Source organism: Cupriavidus sp. H39, assembly GCF_050271075.1.
Classification (GTDB): Bacteria; Pseudomonadota; Gammaproteobacteria; order Burkholderiales; family Burkholderiaceae; genus Cupriavidus; species Cupriavidus necator_B.
This window is the reverse complement of the sequence record NZ_CP189847.1, coordinates 1-24,210: the sequence shown is the minus strand read 5'-3', so window position 1 is coordinate 24,210 and position 24,210 is coordinate 1. Positions and strand designations below refer to the sequence as shown.

The following is a 24,210-nucleotide window of genomic DNA, read 5'->3' as shown; positions in this document are numbered from 1 at the left end:
CTCAAGCATTATCCGACGAACCCCTGCCCACGTATTGGGCAATATCTACATCATCAATTTGCTCCGGACGCATGAAGCGCTCGGCATAGCGGCGATACACACCGGAAGTCAGGAAGAGTTCGAAGAGTTCCGGATCGAGATGATGCTGCGCGGTGGCCATCGCCATGATCCGGACGGCTTCGGACAGTTTCTTCGCCTTCCTGTACGGCCGGTCGGCGGCCGTGAGCGCTTCGAAAACATCAGCGATGGCTAGCATCCGGGCCAGAGGGCTCATGTCTTCACGGCGCAGGCGCCGCGGGTACCCTGTGCCGTCCATCTTCTCGTGGTGGCTGCCCGCGATTTCCGGCACCTCGCGCAGGTGCTTCGGGAACGGCAGGCGCGAGAGCATGATCTGTGTCTGCACTATGTGGTCTTCGATCTTGAAACGCTCTTCTTCCGACAGCGTTCCCCGCGCCACCAGAAGATTGTGCAACTCGCCACGGTCATATAGATGCGCGGGCGCCTTCAGCTTGAAGCCCCATGGGTTGTCCTCAGGGATGATGTCTCGGGCTGTGCGCTCGATCACGTGTTCTGGCTTGTTGGCCAGCAGTGGCTCCTCTACGGGCAGCGGCGCGACCGGGATATGCACCATGCGCGCCAGCTCCTCTTGCGAGAGACCGAGGCGGTCGTCCAGCGTGCGCGTCCACCTGCGGGAGGCGATGCGCTGCAGCCGCTCATTCTGCGGCGCGTCCATGGACTCGCCGCCCTGGTTGCATGTGGCAACAAACGCGAAATCCTCATCCAGCGCCTCTAAATCGACGTCGCGCCGGCGCCGAGCGGTCTCGCCGTCCTCGCCGGCGGCGAGCGCACGCAGGTAGACGATTTCGGCGTCGCGCTTCAGGACTTCGAAGCGCATGCGCACTTCGTGGATGCGATTGTAGAGCGTCTCAAGCTTGGTCGCCTTGTCAATGATGTATTCAGGCGTAGTAGCCTTGCCGCAATCATGGAGCCAGGCGGCCACGTGCAGCGATTCCCATTGCGCGCTGGTCATCTGGAATGACTTGTAGGGACCGTCGATGGCATTGCATGCGGCGCTGGCCAGCATCTTGGCGATTTCCGGAACGCGCTTGCAGTGCCCGCCAGTGTGCGGGCTCTTGGCATCGATGGTGCCGGCCAGCAGCCTTATGAACGCATCGAACAGCTCGCTTTGTGCGCTCGTCAGGGCGCGCACTGCGAGCGCACCCGCGCACAGGTTGGCGAGCGTGTCGACAAAGCTAAGTTGGGCGCTCTCCATCGACGTATCACGCAGCACCAGGATCACGCCCTGAAGCTCACGCTGGCGCGTGGCCAGCGGGATCGCCGCCGCGTGGCATGGGGAACCGGCTGCCAGGGAAACAAGTTGCGACCCCAGGAGGTCATCCGGAGTCAGCACGCCTGCCCGCGGCGCGAGGTCGCTGGCGGAGGAGCGGACTAGCGGCAAGGCCTGCGACACGTCTACCTGCGGCAGCGTCGGAGCGACATCCGACCCATTGCGGTCGAACGCCACGGCCGCTTTCAACTTATCGCCGTCCGCCAAGTACAGCACGCCTGCGCTGCCACTAGCGGCGTTGATCATCTTACGCAACAGCACCGGCAAGAGTTGATCGAGCGGGCTTTCCGCCGAAACAGCTTGCACGATGTTCAGGAAACGCTGGATGGTCTGCCGCATCTGTTCCGTTGCGTCGCCAAGCGTCCTTACCTCGCCGATGTGCGAGCGAACGGCGACAGGATGCAGGAAGTCGAACCGGCGGATGGCCTCAACGCTATCGGCCAGCACGTGCAACGGTTGGGCGATACGGTGCGCGACCAGCCAGATCAGCGGCAAGGACAGCAGCACAATCAGGCCCGTGGCCCCGATGCTCAGCAACGCCTGCTGCCGCGCGCCCTTCAGCAATTCAACCTGCGGGACTGCGGAGACCAGGAACAGCGGCTTGCCACCTGTCGGCGTCAGCCTGTCGACTGTGGTGTACCAAGCCTCGCCCCCAGCGGAGATCACTTCGTGTCTGCTGGCCGATCCGCCCAGAGTCCGCAGGCCGGCGGCCAAATGCGTGAGGACAGGTAAGCCATAGTCCGCCGGTGCCACAAGCAGGCCCGAGTGGATGACATCTGGCGCCGATCCGGATTCCGGAGGGTTGCGGTCGATTGCAATAACCTGGCCTTGTCCGTCCAGCAACGCCAGCACCGAACGCGCGACGGTTTTCTTGCGCGCAAGCATCTGCCCCAGTGCATCAAGCCGGAAGTCCCCACCGACTACGGCGCGGCGCGTGCCGGTGACCAGGGCCAGCGTCGATCCCGCTTGCTGGTCAGAGAAGAAGATGTAGGGCTCGGTGCGGATCAACTCGCCCTCCGCCATGGCTTCCTTGTACCAAGGCCGCTGCCGTGGATCGAATCTCGTGGCGAAATCCGAAGCGTCGACGGTCTGGATGATGTTAAGTCCTGCATCCAAGAAGTAAGCCCACCCCCGCGCCACGCCATTCGCCCGCTCAATGTTGCGCACGAGATAGACAGCTTGCTTGGGAGCATTGACGGCAGTGCGATCCGTCTCTCCGCGCAGCGGCCTGACGTAGAAGAAGCTGCCGTTCGCATAGCCCAAGTACAGCGACTGCAGCGCCGGCGAGGTGTCCAGCGCAGCGCGCACGAGTGCCAGCAGCGCCAGCCGTTCGTCGATCGACTGCGCCTCGGCCAGTGAACTATGGCTGATTAGCTTGACCGCCATCTGCGCTGGCGCGATCAGCTCTTTGACCTCGTCAAGCGTTTCGCGGCTGATCCGATGCGTGGCATCGGACGCCGCACCCTCCAGCGCCGACTTGGTCATCAGGAAGTTGATGCCGCACGTCAGCGCGCCAACCACCAGAACTAGGGAGCCGAATAGCACCCACAGGTGAAGGTGAAGCGGGTAACTCCTGCTTGTTTGCATATGCCCTTCCCTTGCTGGGTACTGCTTGCTCAGTTGACGCTGAGCCGAGCTTGATCGCAGCCGGACTCCGCCTTTATTCGCTCAGTACTTGCCGTTCATCGCGCGAAATGCGTTCGGGACTCGGCAAGTCCACGATCAGGATCGCACTCACCATCCTGACATCTGTCTCCTTGCCAAATCGACAGCTGATCGGTTCAAGGGCGACATCATCTGCTCAACCACCTATTCCTTGAATTCCGCCGGATTGCGCTTCCTTCTTCAACTGCTTCCGTCTTTCCATTGACCTTCATCGAAGGGTGACGGGGCGAAAACTATCCTGACATGGAGGGAGATCAACTGAATATAGGTTCAATCAGATTGGATTGGCATGAAACTGGCGCTAGCGCTCGCGCAACGCCTCGGCGGCGCGGCGCAGCGGCTTGAGCAGGTAATCGAGCACGGTGCGGCGGCCGGTGCGGATCTCGGTGGTGGCGACCATGCCGGGCAGGATCGGGTGGCGCTTGCCGTCGCTGGTTTCCAGGTAGGCGTGATCGGTCAGCACGTAGACGCGGTAGTAGTAAATGCGCTTGTCGACCTGGTCTTCGATGGTGTCGGGCGAAATCCGGTCGACGCGCGCCGGCAGCGTGCCGTAGATCGACGGCTCGAACGCCGTGATCTTGACCGTGGCCGGCTGCGCCGGGTGGATGAAGGCGATATCGCGCGGGCTCAGCCGCGCCTCGATCAGCAACTGGTCGCCCAGCGGCACGATTTCCATCAGCACGCCGCCGGGGCTGACCACGCCGCCGATGGTGGAGACGCGGATGTCCTTGACGATGCCGCGTGCCGGCGAGTTGATGGCGGTGCGGCGCAACTGGTCGGCACGGCCTTCGCGCACCTTCAGCAGCGGGCCCAGGTCGGCCATGGTGGTGGCGTAGTCGGCCTTCAGCGCCACGTAGTATTCGCTCTGCGTGGCGGCCAGTTTGGTCGAGAATTCGGCCACCTTCTGCCGCAGCCGCAGCACCTCGACTTCATTGGTCGCACCGGTGCGCAGCAGCGGGATGGCGATCTGCAGCTCGTTCTCGGCCAGCCGCAGCTGCTCGCGCAGGTTGCCGACATTCTCGCGGAAGGCACGACGGTTGGCGGTGAAGAGCTGGCGCTCGCGATCAACCATCGCGGCATTGCCCGCCAGCTCGGCCGGGAAGGCAACATTGGCGGCATCGTTCATTTCCGCGTGCAGCCGTGCCGCGCGCGCCTGCAGTGCCGCGATCCGCTCCAGCGTCTCTTCCATCGAGGCGCGCGCCTGCACCGGGTCGAGCGTGGCCAGCTGCTGCCCGGCCTCGACCACGTCGCCCTCGCGCACCGCCAGCTCGGCCAGGATGCCGCCTTCCAGGCTCTGGATGATCTGGCCCTTGGACGCCGGCGTCACGCGGCCCTCGCCGATCGCCACTTCATCCAGCCCGGCCAGCGCCGCCCATAGCAGGAACAGCGTCAGCGCCGCCACGATCACCCACAGCAGGTAGCGCGGGCCCGTGGGCTCTGCGCCGATGCGAATCCAGTCCGCGCCCGCGGCCGCTTTCGTGTCCATCCCCGTGCCCATGTTCAGCCTCCTGCCGCATCCAGCGCACTCACGGCCTGCGCGCCCTTGCCGCGCAGCGCGGCCAGCACCGCATCCTTGGGGCCGTCGCGCACGATGCGCCCGTTGTCGACGACGATGATGCGGTCGACCAGTGCCAGCACCGCGTAGCGGTGCGTAGCCACCACCAGCGTGCGCTGGCCCAGCCAGGGCCGCAGCCGCGCGATCACGGCCTGTTCGGTGGCCTCGTCCAGCGACGCGGTAGGCTCGTCCAGCAGCAGCACGTTGGGCGCGCGCAGCAGCGTGCGCGCCAGGATCAGCGCCTGCTTCTGGCCGCCGGACAGGCCCACGCCGTTCTCGCGGATGGTCAGGTCCAGCCCGTGCACCTGGTTCAGCAGCAGCCGGTCCGCGCACGCCAGCCGCAGCGCCTGCAGCATCGCTTCATCGGTGGCGAGCGGATCGGCCACCAGCAGGTTGTCGCGCAAGGTGCCGTAGAACAGGCTGGATTCCTGCATCACCATGCCGACATCGCGGCGCACGTCGGCGGGGTCGATCAGCGGCAGCGGCGTGTCGTTGAACAGGATGCGGCCCTGCACCGGCGTCGCCAGCCCGCCCAGCAGGCGCAGCAGGGTGGACTTGCCGGCGCCGACGCGGCCCAGCACCGCAATGCGCTCGCCGGGCGCGATCTGCAGCTGCGGGATGTTGAGTACCGGCTTTTCCTGCGGATCGAAGCCGTACACCACCTGCTCGAAGCGATACCGCCCCACCAGCGCGGGCCGGTGGTACGCGTCGCGCGCCGGGTCGTGGTCCAGCGGCAGGCTCAGCAGCGCGTCCAGCCCCTGCTTGCCGACGCGCGCGTTCTGGATGCGCCCCAGCACCGCGGGGATCTGCGACAGCGGCGCGATGGTGCGGCTGGTCAGGATCGAGCAGGCCAGCACCGCGCCGAACGACAGGCCGCCGTCCAGGATGCCATGCACGCCGGCCACCAGTACCCCGACATAGGCCAGTTGCTGCACCGTCTGCGACAGGTTCAGCAGCAGCCCGGCGATAAAGCGCTGCTTCAGGCCGATCTCGCCGTTGACCGCGTTGACCCGGTCCCACAGCTTGCGAAAGCGCGGCTCGGCCTGCAGCGTCTTGATGTCCTCGGCCCGGTAGATCGATTCCATCAGGATCGCGTTGCGCAGCGCGGCCTCGCTCATGCCCTGGGTCGACAGCCGCGCCAGCGGAATCTGCGCCACCAGGCCGGGCAGCACCAGCAGCGGGATGGCCGCCAGCGGCACCAGCACCAGCCAGCCGCCCAGCAGCCAGATAATGACCAGGAAGCCGGCCACGAAGGGCAGGTCGATCAGCACCCCGAGCGTGCTGGAGGTGAGCAGCTCACGCAGCTGCTCCAGGTCGCGCAGCTGCGCCACCAGCGTGCCGGGCGAACGTGGGCGCGCATCGTTGCGGATATCCAGCACGCGCGCGAAAAACATCGCCGACAGGCGCTGGTCGACCTGCTTGCCGAAATGATCGGCGATCGAAACCCGCACGGTGCGGATCAGCAGCTCCAGCACCAGCGCCAGCGCCACGCCGCTGGCCAGCACCCACAGCGTATGCAGCGAGCGCGCCGGCACCACGCGGTCCCACACCTGCATCGCGAACAGCGAGGTGCCCACTGCCAGCAGGTTGCCGAACAGCGAGCCGGCGCCCAGCTCCGCCAGCGTGCGCCAGTTGGCGGTGAAGATGCTGCCGAGCCAGCCTTCCGGGCGCGCCGCCAGATAGGCATCAAGACGGCCGCTGCGAGGCGCCACCCGTTCGCGCACCAGCAGCAGGCGCACGGCGCCGTCGGCCTGCCGCGCCAGCGCCGCCAGTGCGGGAGTGCGTTCGATGGTGCCGGCCTCGGTGGGCAGCTGCAGCACCGCCTTGCCGTCGGCGATGCTCGTCAGCAGGCCCACCTTGGCCCCGTCGAGCGCCACCAGCGCGGGCAGCAGCAGCGACGACAGTGCGGCCGCGGGCAGCTCGGCAAACTGGGCCGACAGGCCGGCGGCGGCTGCCATCTCGACCACGGCGCGGTCCGCGTCGGCGCGGTCGGCCCACGCGGCGGCGCCGCGCACCAGTTCCGGTGAGGGCGACAGCCCGAGTTGGCGGGCCGTGAGCAGCAGCGCGTCGGCCCAGGCCTGCGCCGGCTGCCCCGGCTGCTCTGGTGCGCCGCCGTGGTGGGGTGTGGCGCCGGCGGGCGTAGTGCCGGCAGGCGGCGTATCAAGGGTGGCTTGCACTGTCGTGCTCCCGCAGCAAGGCCACGAACCTGCCGGTGGCGGCGTGCGCCTTGATGCGCGCCAGCATGCCGTCGGCGACCGCGCCGATCCATTCCTGCTCGGCCAGGAAGATCTCGCGCTCGGGATTGAGCACGTCGGTCAGGGTCCGCTTGTTGAGGATGTATTCCTGCCAGTACAGGTCGCGCGAAGCGCGCAGCAGCGCGATCATCCGCGCATAGCTTTGCGTGCGCGCCGCGGCGCCGGAAGCCTCGGTGGCGGCGGAATGCAGCGTGGTACGGGCCAGCAGCCGTTCATTGTCCAGCGCCTGCTGCGCGGCACGCTGGCCGGCGCGGGCGGCGTCGATGCGGTGCCGGTTCAGCCCGCCCAGCGAAAAGTCGCCGGCGATGGCCACGCCGATCCAGGTGTCGTCGTTGGCATTGGCGCGTCCGGTCGAAACCGAGCGGCTGACGCCGACGCTGACCGACGGAAAGCGCTCGGCCTCGGCCAGCGTCACGCGCGCATGCGCGGCCTCGGCCGCGGCCGCGGCGGCCAGCACCTTGGGCGTGTGCTCGATGTCGTCGCCCTCGTCGCCCAGGCCGCGGACCTCGTCTTCGGTGCGCGCCAGTTCGGCCACGCGCTCGGGCCGCACGCCGATCAGCTCGGCCAGGCGCGACGCGGCCACGTCGAAGCGGGTACGGGCGCGCAGCACCTCGGTGCGGGCACGCTGGATCGCCACGTCCGCCATGGTGCCGTCCGAGCTGACCGACAGCCCCGCGCGCACGCGCTGGCCGATCTTGTCGCGCGTGACGGCAAGGGTCTCGAGCTGGCGCTGCGCGGCCGCCATCATCGCCTGGCTGGCGGCCAGTTCGATATAGATCGAGGCAGTGTTGTAGGCGATCTGCTCGACCGTGTCGGACAGTTCATGGCGGCGCTGTACCAGCGAGGCGTCCGCGGCGGAGATCTTGCTGGCGGTGCGGCCGAAGTCGTAGAGCAGCTGGCTGACGCCCACCGATGCGCGCGCGCCCATGTCGTTGCCGCCGCTGCCGAAGCTGCCGCCATAGCCCGGGCGTACGCCATATTCCAGCTTGGGGTACCAGGCCGAGCGCGCCACCGCGATCTCGGCCTCGCTCTGCGCCACCACCGCGTTGGCGCGGCCGATATCCGGATGCCGCGAGATGGCGATCCCGACGGCCTCGTGCAAGGCCATGCCCGCCAGCGGGATGCGCAAGGCCGCCCGCACACCGTCCGCTGCGGCGGCACCCGGCGCCGGCGCGGGGGCCAGCGGGGCCGTGGCGGCCAGCGCCGGCACGCCGGCTAGCGCTGGCACGGGCGCGGCGCCAGCCGGCCCGGCCATCAGCGTGGTCGCGAGCAGTGTGGCGAGGAAAGGTCTTGCCGCGCGCGAGGCGGAGGAACCGGGAAACAAACCGAGGCCGAGGCCTGGGCCGGCGCTGGCGCCGGCGTCAAGGGTCAGTCTGACTGTGAACAAGATGGCGATGCCGTCCGGATGTGTACATTGCACCGGCATGCATGCACGCAAGCCGGTGCCACGGCCGGCCCGGCTGCTCGCGCATGCCGCCGGGCCGGGGGCTGCAGGGTCAGACCAGGATCTGTTGGTTGGCCAGCAAGGTCTCCAGGTTGGTGGTTACGTTGGTCAGCGTCACCAGCGTTTGCGCGCTGTAATTGGTGCCGGCGCCGTCGCGGTCGATGGTGATCACGGTGTCGGCGCCCGACTGCGCGGCGCTGAGGTATTGGCCGATGTTGTCGCCGGCATCGATGGTGGGCACGCCGTTCTGGTAGTGGGCGGGGCCGTTGGCGTCGGCGGCGTAGCCCTCCAGCAGCGCGGATACATCGAGCACGTCATTGCCGGCTTGCCCCGGTGCGGTGCCCACGGTGAAATCCGTGATCGTGTCGGTGCCGTTGCCGCCGGTGTTGTCGTTGCCGCGCGCCTCCCAGAGAAACACATCGGTGCCGGCACCGCCGCTCATGGTGTCGTTGCCGGCGCCGCCGATCAGCACGTCGTTGCCGGTCTCGCCATTGAGGAGGTCGTCGCCGGCGCCGCCTCGCACCAGGTCGTTGCCGTCGCCGGCATTGATGGTGTCGTTGCCGTCGTAGCCATAGAGCCGGTCATTGCCGGCGCTGCCCGTGAGCGTATTGCCGGTGGCATCGCCTTCGATGATCGCCGACGGCTGGCTGGCGCCGAGCAGGTTGGTCAGCACGCCGGCGCTGACCAGCTGGCTGCCGGTCGACGTGGTGGTCAGGCCGGTGGTGTCGGTGGCGGTGATCGTCATGGCGTCGAGCAGGCTCAGGCTGACGCCCAGCAGGCCGCCTTCCAGCGTGATCGAACCGAGCAGTTCGTTCAGGCTCAGGTTGTCGATCGGCCCGCCGCCGATGGCGGAGATCGACAGTGTCGACGATGGGCCGATGAGGCCCAGGATGCCCGGGTCGTTCACCACATTGAAGGTCAGCCCCAGCTCGGCCGCCAGCGCGAGGCTGGCGTTGAGCCGCTGCATGCCAACGCCCAGCAGCCCGCCATACTCGATCACCACGCTATTGATGTTCTCGTTGTAGTCGCTGGCGGTGAAGAACTGCTGCGCGCTCAGGTCGATCAGCCCCAGCAGGTTGGCATCGGCAATGCCGAGCAAGCCGCCGGCTTCATTCACGGCAGCCTCGGGCGCCACCTGCTGCGCCACTGTGAAGCTCTGGGTGGTGACCGCGCCGATGTTGCCGGCGCTGTCGGTCACGTGGGTGGTGATGGTGTAGGTGCCGTCCGCGAGCTGGCCCGGCGCGAACCATTGCCATGTGGTGCCCGTGACGACGGCATCGGTCCAGGTGGCGCCGCCGTCAATGCTGACTTGCAGCGTCTCGTTGGAGGCCAGCGCCGCGCTGAGCGTGCCGCTGACGACGGGGGTCGTGTCGCCGGTAATCCAGTCGCCGGCGGTACCGGTGTCGTCGGTCAGCGCGGTGACCGTCGCCGTGGCGGTCGGCGCGACCGTATCGACCGTCAGGTTGAAGGCGGCGGTCGGCGTGCTGACGTTGCCCGCCGCGTCGGTCGCGGTAGCGGTCAGCGCGTAGGGGCCATCGGTCAGCGGCGTGGTCGGGGTGAAGGTCCACGCGCCGGTGGTGGGGTCGGCAACCGTGGTGCCGAGCAGCGTGGTGCCGTTGTAGACGCTGATGGTGCTGCCGGCATCGGCGGTGCCGGCGAGCGTCGGCGTGGAGTCGTTGGTGCTGTCGCCGGAGGCCAGCGGGCTGGCGACGGGGTTGTCGTCGGTGACGCTGGTGATGGCCGGCGCGGCCGGCGCGAGGGCATCGACGGTAGCGGTTGCCGGCGTGCTGGTGTTGCCGGCGGCATCGGTGGCGGTGACGCTGATCGCGGTGCCGTCGGGCAGCGGCGTGCCGGGCGAGTAAGTCCAGGCGCCGGTGGTGGCATCGGCCGTGACGGTGGCGTCGGGCGTGCCATTGCCGTCAAGGTCGATATCGATGGTGCTGCCGGGGTCGGCGCTGCCGGAGATGGTGGTGCCGTTGGCCTGTGTAATGACCGGGGCAGCGGGTGCAGCGGTGTCGACGGTTAGGTTGAAGGCAGCGGTCGGTGCGCTGACGTTCCCCGATGCATCGGTAGCAGTGGCGGTCAGCGCGTAGGGGCCATCGGTCAGCGGCGTGGTCGGGGTGAAGCTCCACGCGCCCGTGGTGGCATCTGCAACGGTGGTGCCGAGCAGCGTGGTGCCGTTGTAGACGCTGATGGTACTGCCGGCATCGGCAGTGCCGGCGAGCGTCGGCGTGGAGTCGTTGGTGCTGTCGCCGGAATTCAGCGGGCTGGCGACCGGATTGTCGTCGGTGACGCTGGTGATCACCGGGACCGCGGGCGGCGCGGCGTCGATGGTCACCGTCGCGGGGCCGCTGGTATTGCCGGCGGCATCCGTAGCGGTGACGCTGATCGCGGTGCCGTCGGGCAGCGGCGTGCCGGGCGAGTAAGTCCAGACGCCGGTGGTGGCATCGGCCGTGACGGTGGCGTCGGGCGTGCCATTGCCATCGAGGTCGATGTCGATGGTGCTGCCGGCGTCGGCGCTGCCGGAGATCGTGGTGCCGCTGGCAACGGTGATGCTGGGGGCAGCGGGTGGCGCCGTGTCGACCGTCAGGTTGAAGGCAGCGGTCGGTGCGCTGACATTCCCCGATGCATCGGTCGCGGTGGCGGTCAGCGCGTAGGGGCCATCGGTCAGCGGCGTGGTCTGGGTGAAGGTCCACGCGCCGGTGGTGGGGTCGGCAACCGTGGTGCCGAGCAGCGTGGTGCCGTTGTAGACGCTGATGGTGCTGCCGGCTTCGGCGGTGCCGGCGAGCGTCGGCGTGGAGTCGTTGGTGCTGTCGCCGGAGTTCAGCGGGGTGCTGACGGGGTTGTCGTCGGTGACGCTTGTGATGACCGGCGCGGACGGCGCGAGGGCATCGACGGTAGCGGTTGCCGGCGCACTGGTGTTGCCGGCGGCATCGGTGGCGGTGACGCTGATCGCGGTGCCGTCGGGCAGCGGCGTGCCGGGCGAGTAAGTCCAGGCGCCGGTGGTGGCATCGGCCGTGACGGTGGCGTCGGGCGTGCCATTGCCGTCAAGGTCGATATCGATGGTGCTGCCGGCGTCGGCGCTGCCGGAGATGGTGGTGCCGTTGGCCTGTGTGATGACCGGGGCAGCGGGTGCAGCGGTGTCGACGGTCAGGTTGAAGGCAGCGGTCGGTGCGCTGACATTCCCCGATGCATCGGTCGCGGTGGCGGTCAGCGCATAGGGGCCATCGGTCAACGGCGTGGTCGGCGTGAAGCTCCATGCGCCGGTGGTGGCATCGGCAACGGTGGTGCCGATCAGCGTGGCGCCGTTGTAGATGCTGATGGTGCTGCCGGCATCGGCAGTGCCCGCGAGCGTCGGGGTGGAGTCGTTGGTGCTGTCGCCAGAGGCCAGCGGGCTGCTGACCGGGTTGTCTTCGGTCGCGCCGGTGATGGCCGGTATTGCCGGCGGCGTGGCGTCCAGCGTCAGCGTGAAGGCGGTGCTGGGTGCGCTGGTATTGCCCGCGGCGTCGGTAGCGGTGACGGTCAGGCTCACGGCGCCGTCGGGCAATGGTGACGTGGGCGTGAAGGTCCAGGCGCCGGTGGCGGCATCTGCAACGGTGGTGCCGATCAGCGTGGCGCCGTTGTAGATACTGATGGTGCTGCCGGCTTCGGCGGTGCCGGAGAGGGTCGGGGTGCCGTCGTTGGTGCCGTCGCCGTCGGCGCGCGGGCCGGTCGACGGGGTGGCGTCGTCCGTGACGCTGCCAATCACCGGCGCGGCCGGTGCGCTGGCATCGATGGTGGCGGTGGCCGGCGTACTGGTGTTGCCAGCGGTGTCGGCGGCGGTGACGCTGACCACGGCGCCGTCGCCCAGTGCCGGCGACGGCGTGTAGGTCCAGTTGCCGCTGTCGTCGGCCGTGACGGTGGCATCGGGCGTGCCGTCGCCGTTCAGGTCGATATGGATGGTGTTGCCCGGCTCGGCGGTGCCGGCGATCACGCTGCCGTCGCTGGGCGTGATCGTGGGCGCCGCCGGCGCTGCGGTATCGACCGTCAGCAGGAACGGCGCGCTTGCCGGGCCGGTATTGCCGACCGCGTCGGTCGCGGTGACCGTCAGCGCGTGGTTGCCGTCGGCCAGGCTCGACGGCGGCGTGAAGCTCCAGCGGCCGTTCGCGTCGGCGATGGCGGTGCCGAGCAGGGTGGTGCCGCTGTAGATGCTGATGGTGCTGCCCGCTTCGGCGCTGCCGGAAAGCGTGGGCGTGGTGTCGCTGGTGCTGCCTCCGGCAACGATCCCCGTGCCGGCATCGTTGCTGACCGCGCTGATCACGGGCGCTGCCGGTGCCGCGCCATCGACGGTCACCGTGGCCGGCGGGCTGGTGTTGCCGGAGGCGTCGGTTGCGGTCACGCTGACGACGGTGCCGTCGGCCAGCCGCTGGGGCGGCGTGTAGGTCCAGTTGCCCGCGGCATCGGCGCTGACGGTGGCATCGGCCTTGCCGTCGCCGGTGAAGTCGATGCCGACCGTGCTGCCGGCCGGGGCCGTGCCGGACAGCGCGGCGCCGTTGGTGGGCGCCACCTTGGGCGCGGCTGGCGCAACGCCCCCGCCTGCCCCGACGCCACTACTGCCGCCGCCTCCGCCATCCCCACCTCCACCGCTGGCCGCGGCCGCGATGATGCCGGCACCGGCCGCTGCGCCCAGCAGCCCCAGCAGCAATGCCGTGGAAGTGCTGTCGCCGATCGGCTCGAACAGCATGGCCTCCTCGGCCACGCCGTCGCCCTGCGCGCCCAGCGCCCGGCTGAAGTCGGCCAGCCATTGGCCGTCTTCCTGCACGAACACCAGGTTGTTGTACTGCGCCCCGTTGGTGAAGAAGCCCTGGATGCGCAGCGTGCTGCCATCCCGCATGGTCAGCAGCAGGTCGTTGCCTTCGCGCGCGAAGTTGGCGACGCTGTCGCGCTGCGCCGCGATCAGGAAGTTGGCGGGGCCGTCAGGTGAGGCAACGGTGCGGGTGCCGGGGGTGACAGGAACATCCGTGTGGTTGAGCAGAACGCCTGACGAAACCATGCTGACTCTCCTTCATCCTGAGTGATCGGTACGTAGTGCATGACTAGTGTACGGAGGCGTAAACCGCAAAATCTGAAGGATTGTCAAAGGAAGGAACTATCCGCTGGTGCTGCGGGCGAAAACCCGCCCTTCCCATTCGTGCGTTGCATGGCGTCTCCTGGAGTTGCGGTGAGGAATGAATACAGGCCCGGTCTGGTCGAAACTCTAGCCGACTGCCGCGCTTGCGTGAAACTCAATCGCCGACCACGGGCATAAGCATTATTGATCGGCCAAGGGTGGCGGTTTGAGCGACCCATCTGCCGCAATGCGCCCGGCCACCAGTTCGCGCAGCACTTCCGCCACGGCTTCGGCCGCGCTGGTTCGCGGCAGTGCGCGCGGCCAGCATAGGGACAGCGTGCGACGCAACTCCGGCACGATCAGGTGCCGCGGCACATCGCTGTCCGCCTCGGACAGCGATGACGCGGGCAGGATGGTGCAAGCCAGGCCTTCGCGCGCGGTTGCCAGCAGAAAGGGCAGTGAGTCCAGGTCGGCCACCACATTGAGCGGCACGCCCGCCTGTGCGAAAGCCAGTTCGACCACTTCGCGCAAGCCCTGCGAGCCGCTTGGCAGCACCAGTGGCAGGTCGGAAAGTGCCTTGACTGTGACGGTGGCGCCTTCTGCGCCGATCTTCGACTGCGGCTTCCCAAGCCTGCGCGCAACTGAAAGCGCCCCGACGAGGTAAAGTGATTCACTGGCAAGCCGCTCGAGGTCCACCGCGCGCGACGGTACATCACGGAACAGGATGGCGAAATCGAGCCGATTGTGGTCCAGCAGTTCCGAGATATAGCGGCTCATGCTCTCAAAGAGCTGGAGCCGGATCTGTGGATAGCGGTCCCGCACTGCGCGGATCAGCGGCATGCCGAATGCTGCTGCTGCGGTGGTGGGCAGGCCGATGGCAACCATACCGGTGACATCCATGCCCGCTACCCGGACCTCGGCGCCGGCGATCTCCACCTGCCGCAGGATATTGCGGGCGTGGCGATACAGGGTGCGGCCGGCTTCCGTCGGCTTCACGCCCTTGGCGCCGCGGTGGACCAGCGGCACGCCCAGTTCTTTCTCCAGTGCTGCTAGTTGCTGACTGAGTGCCGGCTGAGCCACGCAGACAACCTCGGCGGCCCGTGTCAGGCTGCCCTGGTCGACAATGGCAATGAAATAGCGCATGGCGCGCAGGTCCATGACAGGCTCCGGGGGTTTCCAAGGTATTTATTTTACTTATGCCGCTCTCAGTAATTGGTATTTCCCAGTCCCGGCCCGGCCCGGTAGATTGGCGGCAGGACATTGCGCAAAACCGGATATCACCATGGCTCACCCGCTCGAAGGCATCACCGTCGTTTCCCTTGAACAGGCGATCGCAGCCCCGTTCTGCACCCGTCAGTTGGCGGACCTCGGCGCGCGCATCATCAAGATTGAGCGGCCCGGCATTGGCGACTTTGCCCGTGCCTACGACACGCGCGTGCGCGGTATGTCTTCGCATTTCGTCTGGACTAACCGCTCCAAGCAGAGCTTGACGCTCGACGTCAAGCACGCAGCGGCTGCGCCCGTGCTGGCCGGCCTGCTGGATCGCGCGGACGTACTGGTGCAGAACCTCGCACCCGGCGCGGCCGCGCGCCTCGGTCTGGACTTCGACACCCTGAGCGAGAAATACCCGCGACTGATCGTGTGCGATATCTCGGGCTATGGCAGCGACGGCCCGTACCGCGACAAGAAGGCCTATGACCTCCTGGTTCAGAGCGAGTCCGGTTTTGTCTCCGTGACCGGCACGCCGGAAGATGGGGTCAAGGCCGGCGCGTCGGTGGCCGACATTGCGGCCGGCATGTATGCCTACACCAATATCCTTGCCGCGCTACTTGAACGCGGCAAGACGGGACGCGGCAAGCGGATCGACATCTCGATGCTGGAATCGATGGTGGAGTGGATGGGCTTTCCGCTCTACTACGCCTTCGACGGCGCCGAGCCGCCGCCGCGTGCGGGGGCGGCGCATGCCACCATCTACCCCTATGGTCCGTTTCCGACCGGCGACGGCAAGACGGTGATGCTGGGACTGCAGAACGAGCGCGAGTGGGTCGTGTTCTGCCAGGCAGTGCTGGGGAACCCGGAGCTTGCCGCCCACCCCGACTTTGCCAGCAACAGCCTGCGCAATCAGAACCGCGCTGCCCTGCGCGCGCGCATCGTCAAGAGCTTCGCGGCTCTGACAGCAGCGGAGGTGGTCGACCGGCTCGAGGCTGCCAAGATCGCAAATGCGCGGGTCAACACCATTGCCGACGTATGGGACCACCCGCAGCTGGCGGCGCGGCAGCGCTGGCGCCGGGTCGACACGCCGGTCGGTCCCGTGCCGGCCTTACTGCCGCCGGGCATGACAGAGGCGCGCATGGACTCGATTCCGTCGTTGGGCGGCAGCACTGATGCCATCTTGGCCGAGCTGGGTCAGTCCGACGAACAAATCGCCGCATTACGATCGGCAGGCGCCATCTGAGAGGAGGCAACCATGTCGATCGTCAATTCGCGCAGCTATCTGTTTGTTCCGGCCTCGCGTCCGGAGCGCATCGCCAAGGCGATTGGCTCGGGTGCCGATGCGGTCATTGTCGATTTCGAGGATGCGGTTGCGCCCGTCGACAAAGAGCAGGCACGCGAAGGGCTTGTGGCTCCATGGGCGAAACTATGCGTACACGCCGCGGCGGCTAATGTCGCCATGCTGGTGCGCATCAATGGCGCCGATACCGCGTACTACGAGGATGACCTGGCCTGGTGCAGCTCGGAGGGTGTCTCAGATGTCGTCCTGCCGAAGGCCGACGCGGCCGGCGTCAACGCGCTGGTGGCGGCATTGCCAGGCGTGCGCTGTTTCCCGCTGGTCGAGAACGCCGCCGGCTTCGCCGGTTTGCGCGAGCTGGCCAATGCCGGCAACGTGGTACGGCTGCTGTTCGGCAGCATCGACCTGATGTTCGACCTCGACATACAGGATGAGTGCGAAGCGCTGAACTACTTCCGCAGCCGGCTGGTGTTTCATTCCCGTGCAGCGGGATTGCTCGCACCCGTGGATGGCGTTTGCACCGCGATTGGCGACGACGCAGCACTTGCCGCAGAAACGCGCCGCGCACGGGCCTTCGGCTTTGGTGCCAAGCTGCTGATCCATCCAGGCCAGGTCCGTGGCGTGCACGACGGCCTAGCGCCGTCTGTCGCGGAGCGGCGCTGGGCCGAGCGTGTCACTGCCGCAGCCGCCGCAGCGAATGGTGCGGCCGTGGCTATGGAGGGCAAGATGGTGGACCGTCCAGTGCTGGAGCGAGCGCGCCGGATCCTGTCTCGTACCTCATGACGCCGCGTTTCATTCCGTTACCACGCCCTAATTGCCACTGCCTTGATTGCCGTCGGCTCGATATTGCCAGCCACCGCAGCCCAACCCTCCTCAGCCAAGCCAGAGAAACCGGTAATCCTTTGCGCCTGGAGGCGCCACCGGCATGGTGGCGCGCCTGATTGGTGCTGAACTCAGTAAGAAGCTGGGTCAATCTTTTGTGATCGAGAACATGTCCGGTGCCTCTGGCACCATTGGTGCCAATCAGGTGGATAGGGCGAAGTTGAACCTTGCTGGTAGGTGCCGCGGACACTCAGGCAATCAATCTGGATCTGTTCAAGGGACATCTGAGAAGTCGATTGACGGTTTCCAGCCGGTCAGCATGTTCACGACTTTGCCCGACGTACCGGTAGTCGATCCTAGGTTGCCTGCAGCCCGGTTGGGGAACTGGTTGCCTACGCGCGCAAGTCGAATCAGCCTCTCAGCTTTGCATCTTCGAGAACCGGCATTTCCATCCATCTCTCGGTGAACTGTTCAATTCCGTGACCGGACTGAAGTTGACGCACGTACCTTACCGTGGCAGTTCGCCAGCTATCATCGACCTGATGGGGCTGGCAAGTGACGCTGATGTTCGACAGCCTACTTTCGGCATTGCCCAATATCCAAAGCGGGAAGCTCAAGGCATTGGCTGGCACATCGGCGAAACGCAGTCGGCAGTTGCCCAATGTGCCCACGATGAAGGATGCTGGCTTTCCTGACTTCGTGCTGGGGTCTTGGAACGGCAGTCTCGCTCCGGCAAAAAAAACCGGCGGAGTGGTCGACAAGCTCGATCAGACGATTCGCACCATTGTCGCTCAGATCGGTAGAGAGACACGTGCCGATGGTCCGGACGCATTCCATGCCTTTATCCAACAGGAGTACAAGCGTTGGGCAAATGTCGGTCAGACGGCGGGTATTGAAAACAGTAAGGAGGTGCGCGAAGAGAGTGGCGCGTGCCACCCGCACTTTATCGGGGAAGACGGCGGCGAAGACTGCGGGACGTCGACAACTGACATCGGGAACCCGGCATCGGAAATGTTATTTCCCGCCGCCGTTCGACTTCTGGCGGGTGGCAAAATGCAGCGTACCGAATGTCTTCCCACCTAGATGGCCACCACCCGATACGTCCACAACGGCAAGGTTATATCGCGCGGTCAGTCGACCTGTGCGCCCGAAGTCTTCACTATGCGGGCCCACTTGTCCATGTCGGATACCAGTGTCGCGCTGAGTTGCTGCGGCGAGCCCGTCAAGACCTCGGCTCCCTGAGCGGCCAGTTTGTCTCGAAGAGTCTTGTCCGTGAGGATTGCCTGCATGGTCTGCGCAAGCTTCTGCGTCACATCCTTCGGCGTGCCCTTGACGGCGAAGAGGCCGACCCACAGGTCGCCGCTGTAGCCTGGGACGGTTTCGCCGATCGCAGGAATGTCCGGCGCAAAGGGTGAGCGCTTGGCGGAACTGACACCCAGCGCGCGCACCTTGCCTGCCTTGATGTGAGCCAGGACTGACGGAAGACTGGCAAAGGCCAGCGGTACCTGGTTGCCCAATACATCATTCAACGCGGGGGCAACGCCCTTGTATGGGACATGCTCAAGCTTGATGCCCGCCATGCCGTTGAGCATCTCACCTAGCAGGTGGTTCAACGTGCCATTTCCGGCTGACGCAAAGCGGTAGTAGTCTGGCTTTGCCTTCGCCATGGCAATCAGCTCCGACAGCGACTTGGCGGGGAAGGCGGGATTGGCCACAAGCACATTTGGCACGCTCGCCACGGGCGAGATTGGCTCGAAATCCTTGATCGGGTCGAACGGAACCTTCCGGTACAGCGAGGGGTTGATGGCCTGCGTGCTGCTGATTGTCATCAACAGCGTATAGCCATCTGGCGTAGCGCGTGCCGCTGCCTGGGTGCCAATATTACCCCCGGCGCCCGGACGGTTTTCGACTACCACTTGCTGGCCCAGCCGTTGCGACAGCGTCGCAGCGACCAGACGCGCGACGATATCGTTGGTGCCGCCGGGCGCCTGCGGCACGATCATCTGGATGGGCTTGGAAGGATAGGCGTCGGCGGCGTGAGCCTTCACGCTAAACAGCGGCAGGCATGCGGCCAGGGCAGCGGCGGCTGCCAAGGCGCGGCGGGTACGTTGCATGGTGTCTCCTGGGGTTGCGGTGGGGCATGAATGCACGCCCGGTCTGGTCGCAACTCTAGCCGACTGCCGCGCTTGCGTGAAATTCAATCGCCGACTACGGGCATAAGTTTTATTGATCGGCCAAGGGTGGCGGTTTGAGCGACCCACCCGCCGGCATGCCCACGCCCACCAGTTCGCGCAGCACTTCCGTCGCGCCAAGCGCATCGCGTCATTCGATGTTGGAATCGATGGGAACTGGATGGGCTTCCCGCTGTACTACGCCTTTGAAGGCGCCGAGCCTCCGCCACGTGCCTATGCGAGTGCACGCCACCACCATCTACCTCTATGGTCAGTTCCCGGCTGTTGATGGCAAGACCTTGATGCTGGGGCTGCAAAACGAGCGGGAGTGGGTGGGGTGGGGTGCCAAGAAGTGCTGGCCGAACTCGAATTCGCCACGCATCCCGACTTAGCCTGCGGCACTGTATCGATCGCGGAGTGCGAACAGACGCGGCCCCCTGTCACGCCCACAGATAATTTGCGCGAAAACGTTGCAAATCGACCGACAGCTCCTCGCCCAAGAAACGCTTGGAGTGGCTTTATTCTTGCTCGATGCTCTGCAGTGCAGCCTAGAGAGAGACAGACCACACTTCCAGCACGCGTTCCTGCCTTTAGGCGTGGTCGCACATCGACCTGACGTAGCGTGGCAACCGCTTGCAGAAAGGCCTCGCGACCAAATTGTTTGCCGGAGCGAGTACGAACGGCCTGGACCGAAGAAGCCAGTGATGCGTTCCTGTGGAGTTGCTTTGATCGCAAGCCCCGGCGCTATCGCGGCAGATGCGCGAAACACATGACCCCGTATCGCCGTGTCCGCCTGTATTCGCATCCGTGTTGGACAACAGCAACCCGTCCACTTTTCCGTCGCCTTTAGGGCAGCTAGTAACGCCAACATGCCTCAGAGAGAGTGGCCCGCCAGCAAAGCGCTCCCCGCGCGCTATTGCAGTACGTCAGCAAGGCGGCCGCCAAGCTTTCCAGACCCCAGGACGCTAAAAGTTCGGCGCGACGCAAACTCGTCCGCGCTTCAGGATGCTCATTGTTCCATTGCATGACACCAATCGGATGCTGCTTTACGGTGCCTTACAAAACGCATAATATTTTCTGAATGATGCAAAAAAGCTATCCAAAATAAGGGGCAAAATGACTGCAAATGTGACTATGGCTCAACTAAAGCACTTCCTGCTGGTAGTCGACCACGGCGGGTTCCGTGTTGCGGCTACCGAGGCATTCCGGTCACAGCCTGCGCTGTCGCGTTCTATCCGAGAGTTGGAGCAACGTATCGGCGGAAGGCTGTTCGAAGCCGGGCGGGCAGAGTTAACCATGTTTGGGGCAGGGTGTGTGCCCTACGCGCGGGAGTTGGCCGAACACTTCGACCGCGCGGTCAGTGCGATGCAGAGGCTCGCGGACAGAGAGGAGGGTGTACTTACCATTGCGTCGGTGCCGACGGTTGCGACGCAATGGCTGCCGGACTTGGTACGCCGTTATATCGAGCGCCATCCGAAGATCGAGATCCGCATTCTGGACGATAATTCCCGCAATATCCAGGCAATGGTCCTGGCTGGCGAAGTGGACTTTGGCATCTGCAGTCGCGTGGGCGTGGAGTCTCGCCTTCAGTTCCAGTCGCTGGTCAAGGACAGCTTTGGTCTGGTCTGTCGAGCCGATCATGCACTGGCCGGCCGGCGCTCGATTGGCTGGAATGAGCTTGCGTCCCTGCCGATCATCGGAACGGTAGCGCATCAGCAAATCGAGGGTGTGCCGGAGATGGAGTTACTGGCAGGCAGCCATTTGTTTGTGTCAAACATGCTGTCGCTGATTGCCATGCTGGAGCAGGGACTGGGCGTAACCGTACTTCCATCGCTGGGTGTGCCGGCGAGCGCGCGCGGCCTTGTCTTCGTGCCACTGAAACGCCCCAAAGTGCACCGGGAACTAGGTATTCTTTCATTGAACCGCCGGTCATTGAGCCCAGCAGCAGCGACCATGGCAAAGATGCTGATGGAGCACGCTGCGGCCGCTGCGCCCACTTAAAATTTGTGCGAGTAGCGAAGATTGTTCCAAATAGCCTTGCGCTACATTGCGAAGATCCATATCGTGGGCAGCACGATTCGGTGCCGTCAAGACGGGACAAGGAAAGCAACGTTTCCGCCAAAGAGGTTGCACTCAAGGCGCTCGATCTGGCCAAGGTTTCGGCATTCGGCCCGCCGGGGCTGCGTTATTACGGCCTTGGCGCCCCCGTCAAGGGCGGATTGGACTTCGCCCGCGTGCCATTATGGCTTGCGCGTGCTGGCTGAGAACGTACTGCGCCATATCGGTACTAAGGACGTCGAAACAGCAGACTTGGACCGACTTCTCGCCAGGCGGCCTGGGTAGGACGATGTGACGATGTGATGAGGCGATGGGCGGGCACTGCATGACGCATTGGCCGACCGATGCGCCGTCAGGCGCGATCTTTTCGTTGGACGCGGAAACTACAGACATCCGCAAGCCGCCATTCCTGGATCGCTCCAACGTAGGCCATGATGGGTGTGTTGCCGCGTGAATTTCCTTCTGGCGTTACGCGCAAGACGCTCAGCCCGGATGGCGTGCCTGTCGCTAGTTCCAACTTCGCCTCAAATACTGACTGGCATACGGGTCGCTACGATCAACGAGTGCTTAAACTCTATATATTTTTCGCGCGCGATGCAGTACAAGATTGCCTGGCATACGAGAGGGGAAACTGAAAACTCAGTCGAGTATTCTCCGGCACTGGCGTACAGTGAAATGATCACCATCGGGGGTTTTTACCTTATGCTCCACACCCTTCTCCAATCGCTCGAGGTACGCGGAAGACGGGGTGTTTCGGAAATCGGTGAAGGTCATTCTAGTTTAGCATTGGTATATAGGCGTTCACTGTCCGAATTGCAAGTAGAGCAAAGTGATGTGTCTCAGTGAGCGGAAGGAGAAGCGTTGGTGTATCAAGGGTTCGAAAGGGGGGAAATAATGCCAACACAAGGATTGGAGTTTACAAGTGACGGCCCATGAGTTGAAGGTACGAACAGCACAGCAGGACGATTACGAATGGATCGTTGCCGCGCATGGAGACGTCTATGCCACGAAGTTCGGTTTTGACAGGAGTTTTCAGGACAGCATTTCCAAAAAGATGCATGCATTTCTCCAGCTACCCAGTGCATTTGATCGTGTCTGGGTTGCATTGATAGGAGTACACGGGTGGCGTCGATTGCAATCTCCGAAAGACCTGGAGATCTGGCATTTCTCAATTTCGTTCTAGTCCTGCCTGAATATAGAGGCAGAGGCGTGGGGTATGCAATGATGAGGATGGCCCTAGAGTATGCACGTACGCACTCGTTGAAGGAGGTACAGCTGGAGACCTACAGCTGCCTCGTAGCCGCAAGAGCGCTCTATAGTCGACTGGGGTTCCGTACATCGAAAGTGGCGCCGGACAAAAAGGCGTTTGGGCAGACATTTCAACAAGAGTTCTGGACACTAACTCTCTAGGCACAACGCTTGCGGTCGGGCCAGAATCGCCAGTAATCTCCAGACGTTTAGAGCCAGCAGGGCGGGCACCCACTATCAGAAGAAGGTCGAGGACACGCGCGCCAGCGTGGCAAGACAAAGAATTTCTCGCCGGAGCTGTTGGAGATTCTGACTAGGCTTGAAGCCCACAAGGCGAACATAAACTACGAGGATTGCAGAAGAAAAGAAATGTAGCCTGATTGGATCATCCCTGGGGGCCGATCCGTCGCCAATATTACGGACTGGTGAGTAGCTAGAGAAGCTTAGCAGGCTGCTGAAGTACTCACCACGGAAGAGGTGCGGCTTCCCCTGGTAGGGCTGGCGGGTTCGCGGTGTTTCCCAATCCGGGAGTTCGGTATTATTGCCGCAAATTTTTTTCGCTTTTGTCGGCCACTTCCGCCATGATTATCGCGACTACTGAAACTGCGGACCGATTTGTCCCGGCGAGCGCATTTGCACGAGGTTGTAGGCGGCGGTCCGCCGTGCGCTCCCAATATGGTTGCGTCACATCCAGCCAATCGATCTGCCCATTCTCCGATCGCACTGAAGCGGCATCCACTGCGCGCTTCCCCGTACCGCGAAGACTTCGCCGCCCGCTTCGGCCAGATGGCGCGATATCACCGAGCTGGACAGAAGTCCTTCCACTTGACTGAGCCGGCCTAGCCTGAATCGAGCTAAGCCGTGCCAACGGGACAATGCCGAAATTGGCGATAAACAGAATCCTTGATGGATTCATTATCTATCGCCAGCACGATCCATCAGGCATCAATGCGAATTTGCACTCCGTAAGGCGTTAGATCGGCGTTGCCTTGAAACCCTCCACGGCGATAGTAGTGAACTGTCCGCGAACACTGCTGCCAGTGATGACCGGAATGGTTTCGCCAGCCTTCGGAGCATATCCATTGACAAAGACGATGCGCAGCGTGCCACCGGCAATCGTTGTCAGCCCGGCCACCGTCATGCGGCCCTGGCCATTCAGGCCGACGCGCATATCGAGCGTGGTGCCGGCCAATTGCGTGAACTTGCCTGCCATGGCGACGCTTTCCGGCGCGTTGATCACCACTGAGCCAGCGCCCAGATAAGCATCGCCAGTACCGAAACGCCTTGGCGGAAGCGGCTTCAAGAACGCCCCCAGCTACCTGCGTGCCACCCGAGTATGTGTTTGCACCGCCGAGCTTGATTTTCCCGCTGCCGGTGAGTGTGAACTTGCCTGTGCCAGCAATATCGTTGCGCCACGTATCCTCTGCATTGAAACCACCCTTGCTCGCGTCCATCGATACCACGACGTTGCCGTTAAACGCGCCATAGCCATCCCCAGCGGCAAACAGGTTCAAGCGGCCCCAACCTTCGGCATCATCCATGAGCGGATAGCCGGACTCCAATTCTGTCGTCTTTAAGAACACCACGCGACGCTGATCGGCACTCAGATAAGGGAAGCGCGTCTCCAAGATCACTTCAGCCCCTTTGGGCACGGATGGCTCTAACGACTTCGAGCCGATCTGCGCGAAGCCGAATGTCATGCGGCGCAGATAGTTGGTCTTATTGGCGGCGTAGTCGCTGAATCGGTCATTGGCCGGTGTCCCGGAGCGCGCAAAGTTCGCAAACGTGGCTGGCGTCGTCCCCGTCGCTGCCATCAGTGCGTTATGGGCTTGGGCATAGGCCGACGCCTTAAGCGCAGCATTGCTCGGCGCATAGAGATTTGCGGCAGCACCGGCGATAGCGTTCATACGGCCACCAATGACGTCTAGCGGAGAATGCATGCCGGACATGATACGGTTCTCGCCAAGCTCCATGCCCCGGCTCAGCATCTCCTGAAAGCGCTCTGGTACCAGGTATGCCATAACAAGGGAGTTGCGAATCGCTTCG

The 24,210-nt window shown here is 64.6% G+C and carries 12 protein-coding genes and 2 pseudogenes; 6 read left to right on the top strand and 8 right to left on the bottom strand.

The features are described 5' to 3' along the window. Position 1 precedes the first annotated feature (1 nt). The 6 genes from ACOCMH_RS12430 to ACOCMH_RS12405 all read right to left on the bottom strand — a co-directional run bounded on the left by ACOCMH_RS12430 (position 2) and on the right by ACOCMH_RS12405 (position 14,514). The gene (locus ACOCMH_RS12430; protein ID WP_427305977.1) at positions 2–2,935 is read right to left on the bottom strand and encodes an HD domain-containing phosphohydrolase; all 2,934 of its coding nucleotides are present in this window, start codon (positions 2,933–2,935) and stop codon (positions 2–4) included. Between the two features lie 379 nt (positions 2,936–3,314). Further along, positions 3,315–4,499, bottom strand: a complete 1,185-nt coding sequence (locus ACOCMH_RS12425) for an HlyD family efflux transporter periplasmic adaptor subunit (RefSeq protein ID WP_427306056.1) — start codon at positions 4,497–4,499, stop codon at positions 3,315–3,317. 14 nt (positions 4,500–4,513) lie between these two features. Continuing rightward, positions 4,514–6,745 carry a type I secretion system permease/ATPase gene (locus ACOCMH_RS12420; RefSeq protein ID WP_427305978.1) on the bottom strand — a complete coding sequence of 744 codons (2,232 nt, stop codon included), beginning with the start codon at positions 6,743–6,745 and terminating at the stop codon, positions 4,514–4,516. Continuing rightward, positions 6,729–8,078, bottom strand: a complete 1,350-nt coding sequence (locus tag ACOCMH_RS12415) for a TolC family protein (protein WP_427306057.1) — start codon at positions 8,076–8,078, stop codon at positions 6,729–6,731. Before ACOCMH_RS12415 ends, ACOCMH_RS12420 begins: the two co-directional genes overlap by 17 nt. Positions 8,079–8,319: 241 nt before the next feature. Next, positions 8,320–13,299: an Ig-like domain-containing protein gene (locus tag ACOCMH_RS12410; RefSeq protein ID WP_427305979.1), complete on the bottom strand. Its 4,980-nt coding sequence runs from the start codon at positions 13,297–13,299 to the stop codon at positions 8,320–8,322. Between the two features lie 258 nt (positions 13,300–13,557). After that, complete coding sequence (locus ACOCMH_RS12405) at positions 13,558–14,514, bottom strand: LysR substrate-binding domain-containing protein (protein ID WP_427305980.1); 957 nt, start codon at positions 14,512–14,514, stop codon at positions 13,558–13,560. Positions 14,515–14,638: 124 nt separating this feature from the next. Here ACOCMH_RS12405 and ACOCMH_RS12400 point away from each other — a divergent pair, with 124 nt between their 5' ends. The 3 genes from ACOCMH_RS12400 to ACOCMH_RS12390 all read left to right on the top strand — a co-directional run bounded on the left by ACOCMH_RS12400 (position 14,639) and on the right by ACOCMH_RS12390 (position 17,770). Then, the gene (locus ACOCMH_RS12400; RefSeq protein WP_427305981.1) at positions 14,639–15,811 is read left to right on the top strand and encodes a CaiB/BaiF CoA transferase family protein; all 1,173 of its coding nucleotides are present in this window, start codon (positions 14,639–14,641) and stop codon (positions 15,809–15,811) included. A 12-nt stretch (positions 15,812–15,823) separates the two neighbouring features. Next, positions 15,824–16,648, top strand: coding sequence for an HpcH/HpaI aldolase/citrate lyase family protein (locus ACOCMH_RS12395; RefSeq protein WP_427305982.1), 825 nt, complete (start codon positions 15,824–15,826; stop codon positions 16,646–16,648). A gap of 603 nt (positions 16,649–17,251) precedes the next feature. Further along, entirely contained in the window at positions 17,252–17,770 is a 519-nt protein-coding gene (locus ACOCMH_RS12390) for a tripartite tricarboxylate transporter substrate-binding protein (protein ID WP_427306058.1), read from the top strand. Positions 17,771–17,817: 47 nt separating this feature from the next. Here the strand turns inward: ACOCMH_RS12390 and ACOCMH_RS12385 are convergent, their stop codons facing one another. Beyond that, positions 17,818–18,801, bottom strand: coding sequence for a Bug family tripartite tricarboxylate transporter substrate binding protein (locus ACOCMH_RS12385; protein ID WP_427305983.1), 984 nt, complete (start codon positions 18,799–18,801; stop codon positions 17,818–17,820). A gap of 229 nt (positions 18,802–19,030) precedes the next feature. Between ACOCMH_RS12385 and ACOCMH_RS12380 the strand changes: the two are divergent. The 3 genes and pseudogenes from ACOCMH_RS12380 to ACOCMH_RS12370 form a co-directional block, all read left to right on the top strand. Beyond that, positions 19,031–19,190 (top strand): annotated as a pseudogene (locus tag ACOCMH_RS12380) (CoA transferase); the annotation flags it as partial. A gap of 802 nt (positions 19,191–19,992) precedes the next feature. After that, positions 19,993–20,859: a LysR substrate-binding domain-containing protein gene (locus ACOCMH_RS12375; protein ID WP_427305984.1), complete on the top strand. Its 867-nt coding sequence runs from the start codon at positions 19,993–19,995 to the stop codon at positions 20,857–20,859. A 1,179-nt stretch (positions 20,860–22,038) separates the two neighbouring features. Continuing rightward, positions 22,039–22,326, top strand: a complete 288-nt coding sequence (locus tag ACOCMH_RS12370; protein ID WP_427305985.1) for a GNAT family N-acetyltransferase — start codon at positions 22,039–22,041, stop codon at positions 22,324–22,326. A gap of 776 nt (positions 22,327–23,102) precedes the next feature. On the opposite strand, the pseudogene ACOCMH_RS12365 reads toward ACOCMH_RS12370, so the two are convergent. Further along, positions 23,103–24,210: pseudogene (locus ACOCMH_RS12365) on the bottom strand (autotransporter-associated beta strand repeat-containing protein); the annotation flags it as partial.

Coding starts and splice junctions, on each gene's coding strand:
- ACOCMH_RS12430 (WP_427305977.1), bottom strand. CDS start 2,935: ATGCAAACAAGCAGGAGTTACCCGCTTCACCTTCACCTGTGGGTGCTA.
- ACOCMH_RS12425 (WP_427306056.1), bottom strand. CDS start 4,499: ATGGACACGAAAGCGGCCGCGGGCGCGGACTGGATTCGCATCGGCGCA.
- ACOCMH_RS12415 (WP_427306057.1), bottom strand. CDS start 8,078: ATGGCCGGGCCGGCTGGCGCCGCGCCCGTGCCAGCGCTAGCCGGCGTG.
- ACOCMH_RS12410 (WP_427305979.1), bottom strand. CDS start 13,299: ATGGTTTCGTCAGGCGTTCTGCTCAACCACACGGATGTTCCTGTCACC.
- ACOCMH_RS12405 (WP_427305980.1), bottom strand. CDS start 14,514: ATGGACCTGCGCGCCATGCGCTATTTCATTGCCATTGTCGACCAGGGC.
- ACOCMH_RS12400 (WP_427305981.1), top strand. CDS start 14,639: ATGGCTCACCCGCTCGAAGGCATCACCGTCGTTTCCCTTGAACAGGCG.
- ACOCMH_RS12395 (WP_427305982.1), top strand. CDS start 15,824: ATGTCGATCGTCAATTCGCGCAGCTATCTGTTTGTTCCGGCCTCGCGT.
- ACOCMH_RS12390 (WP_427306058.1), top strand. CDS start 17,252: ATGTTCGACAGCCTACTTTCGGCATTGCCCAATATCCAAAGCGGGAAG.
- ACOCMH_RS12385 (WP_427305983.1), bottom strand. CDS start 18,801: ATGCAACGTACCCGCCGCGCCTTGGCAGCCGCCGCTGCCCTGGCCGCA.
- ACOCMH_RS12375 (WP_427305984.1), top strand. CDS start 19,993: ATGGCTCAACTAAAGCACTTCCTGCTGGTAGTCGACCACGGCGGGTTC.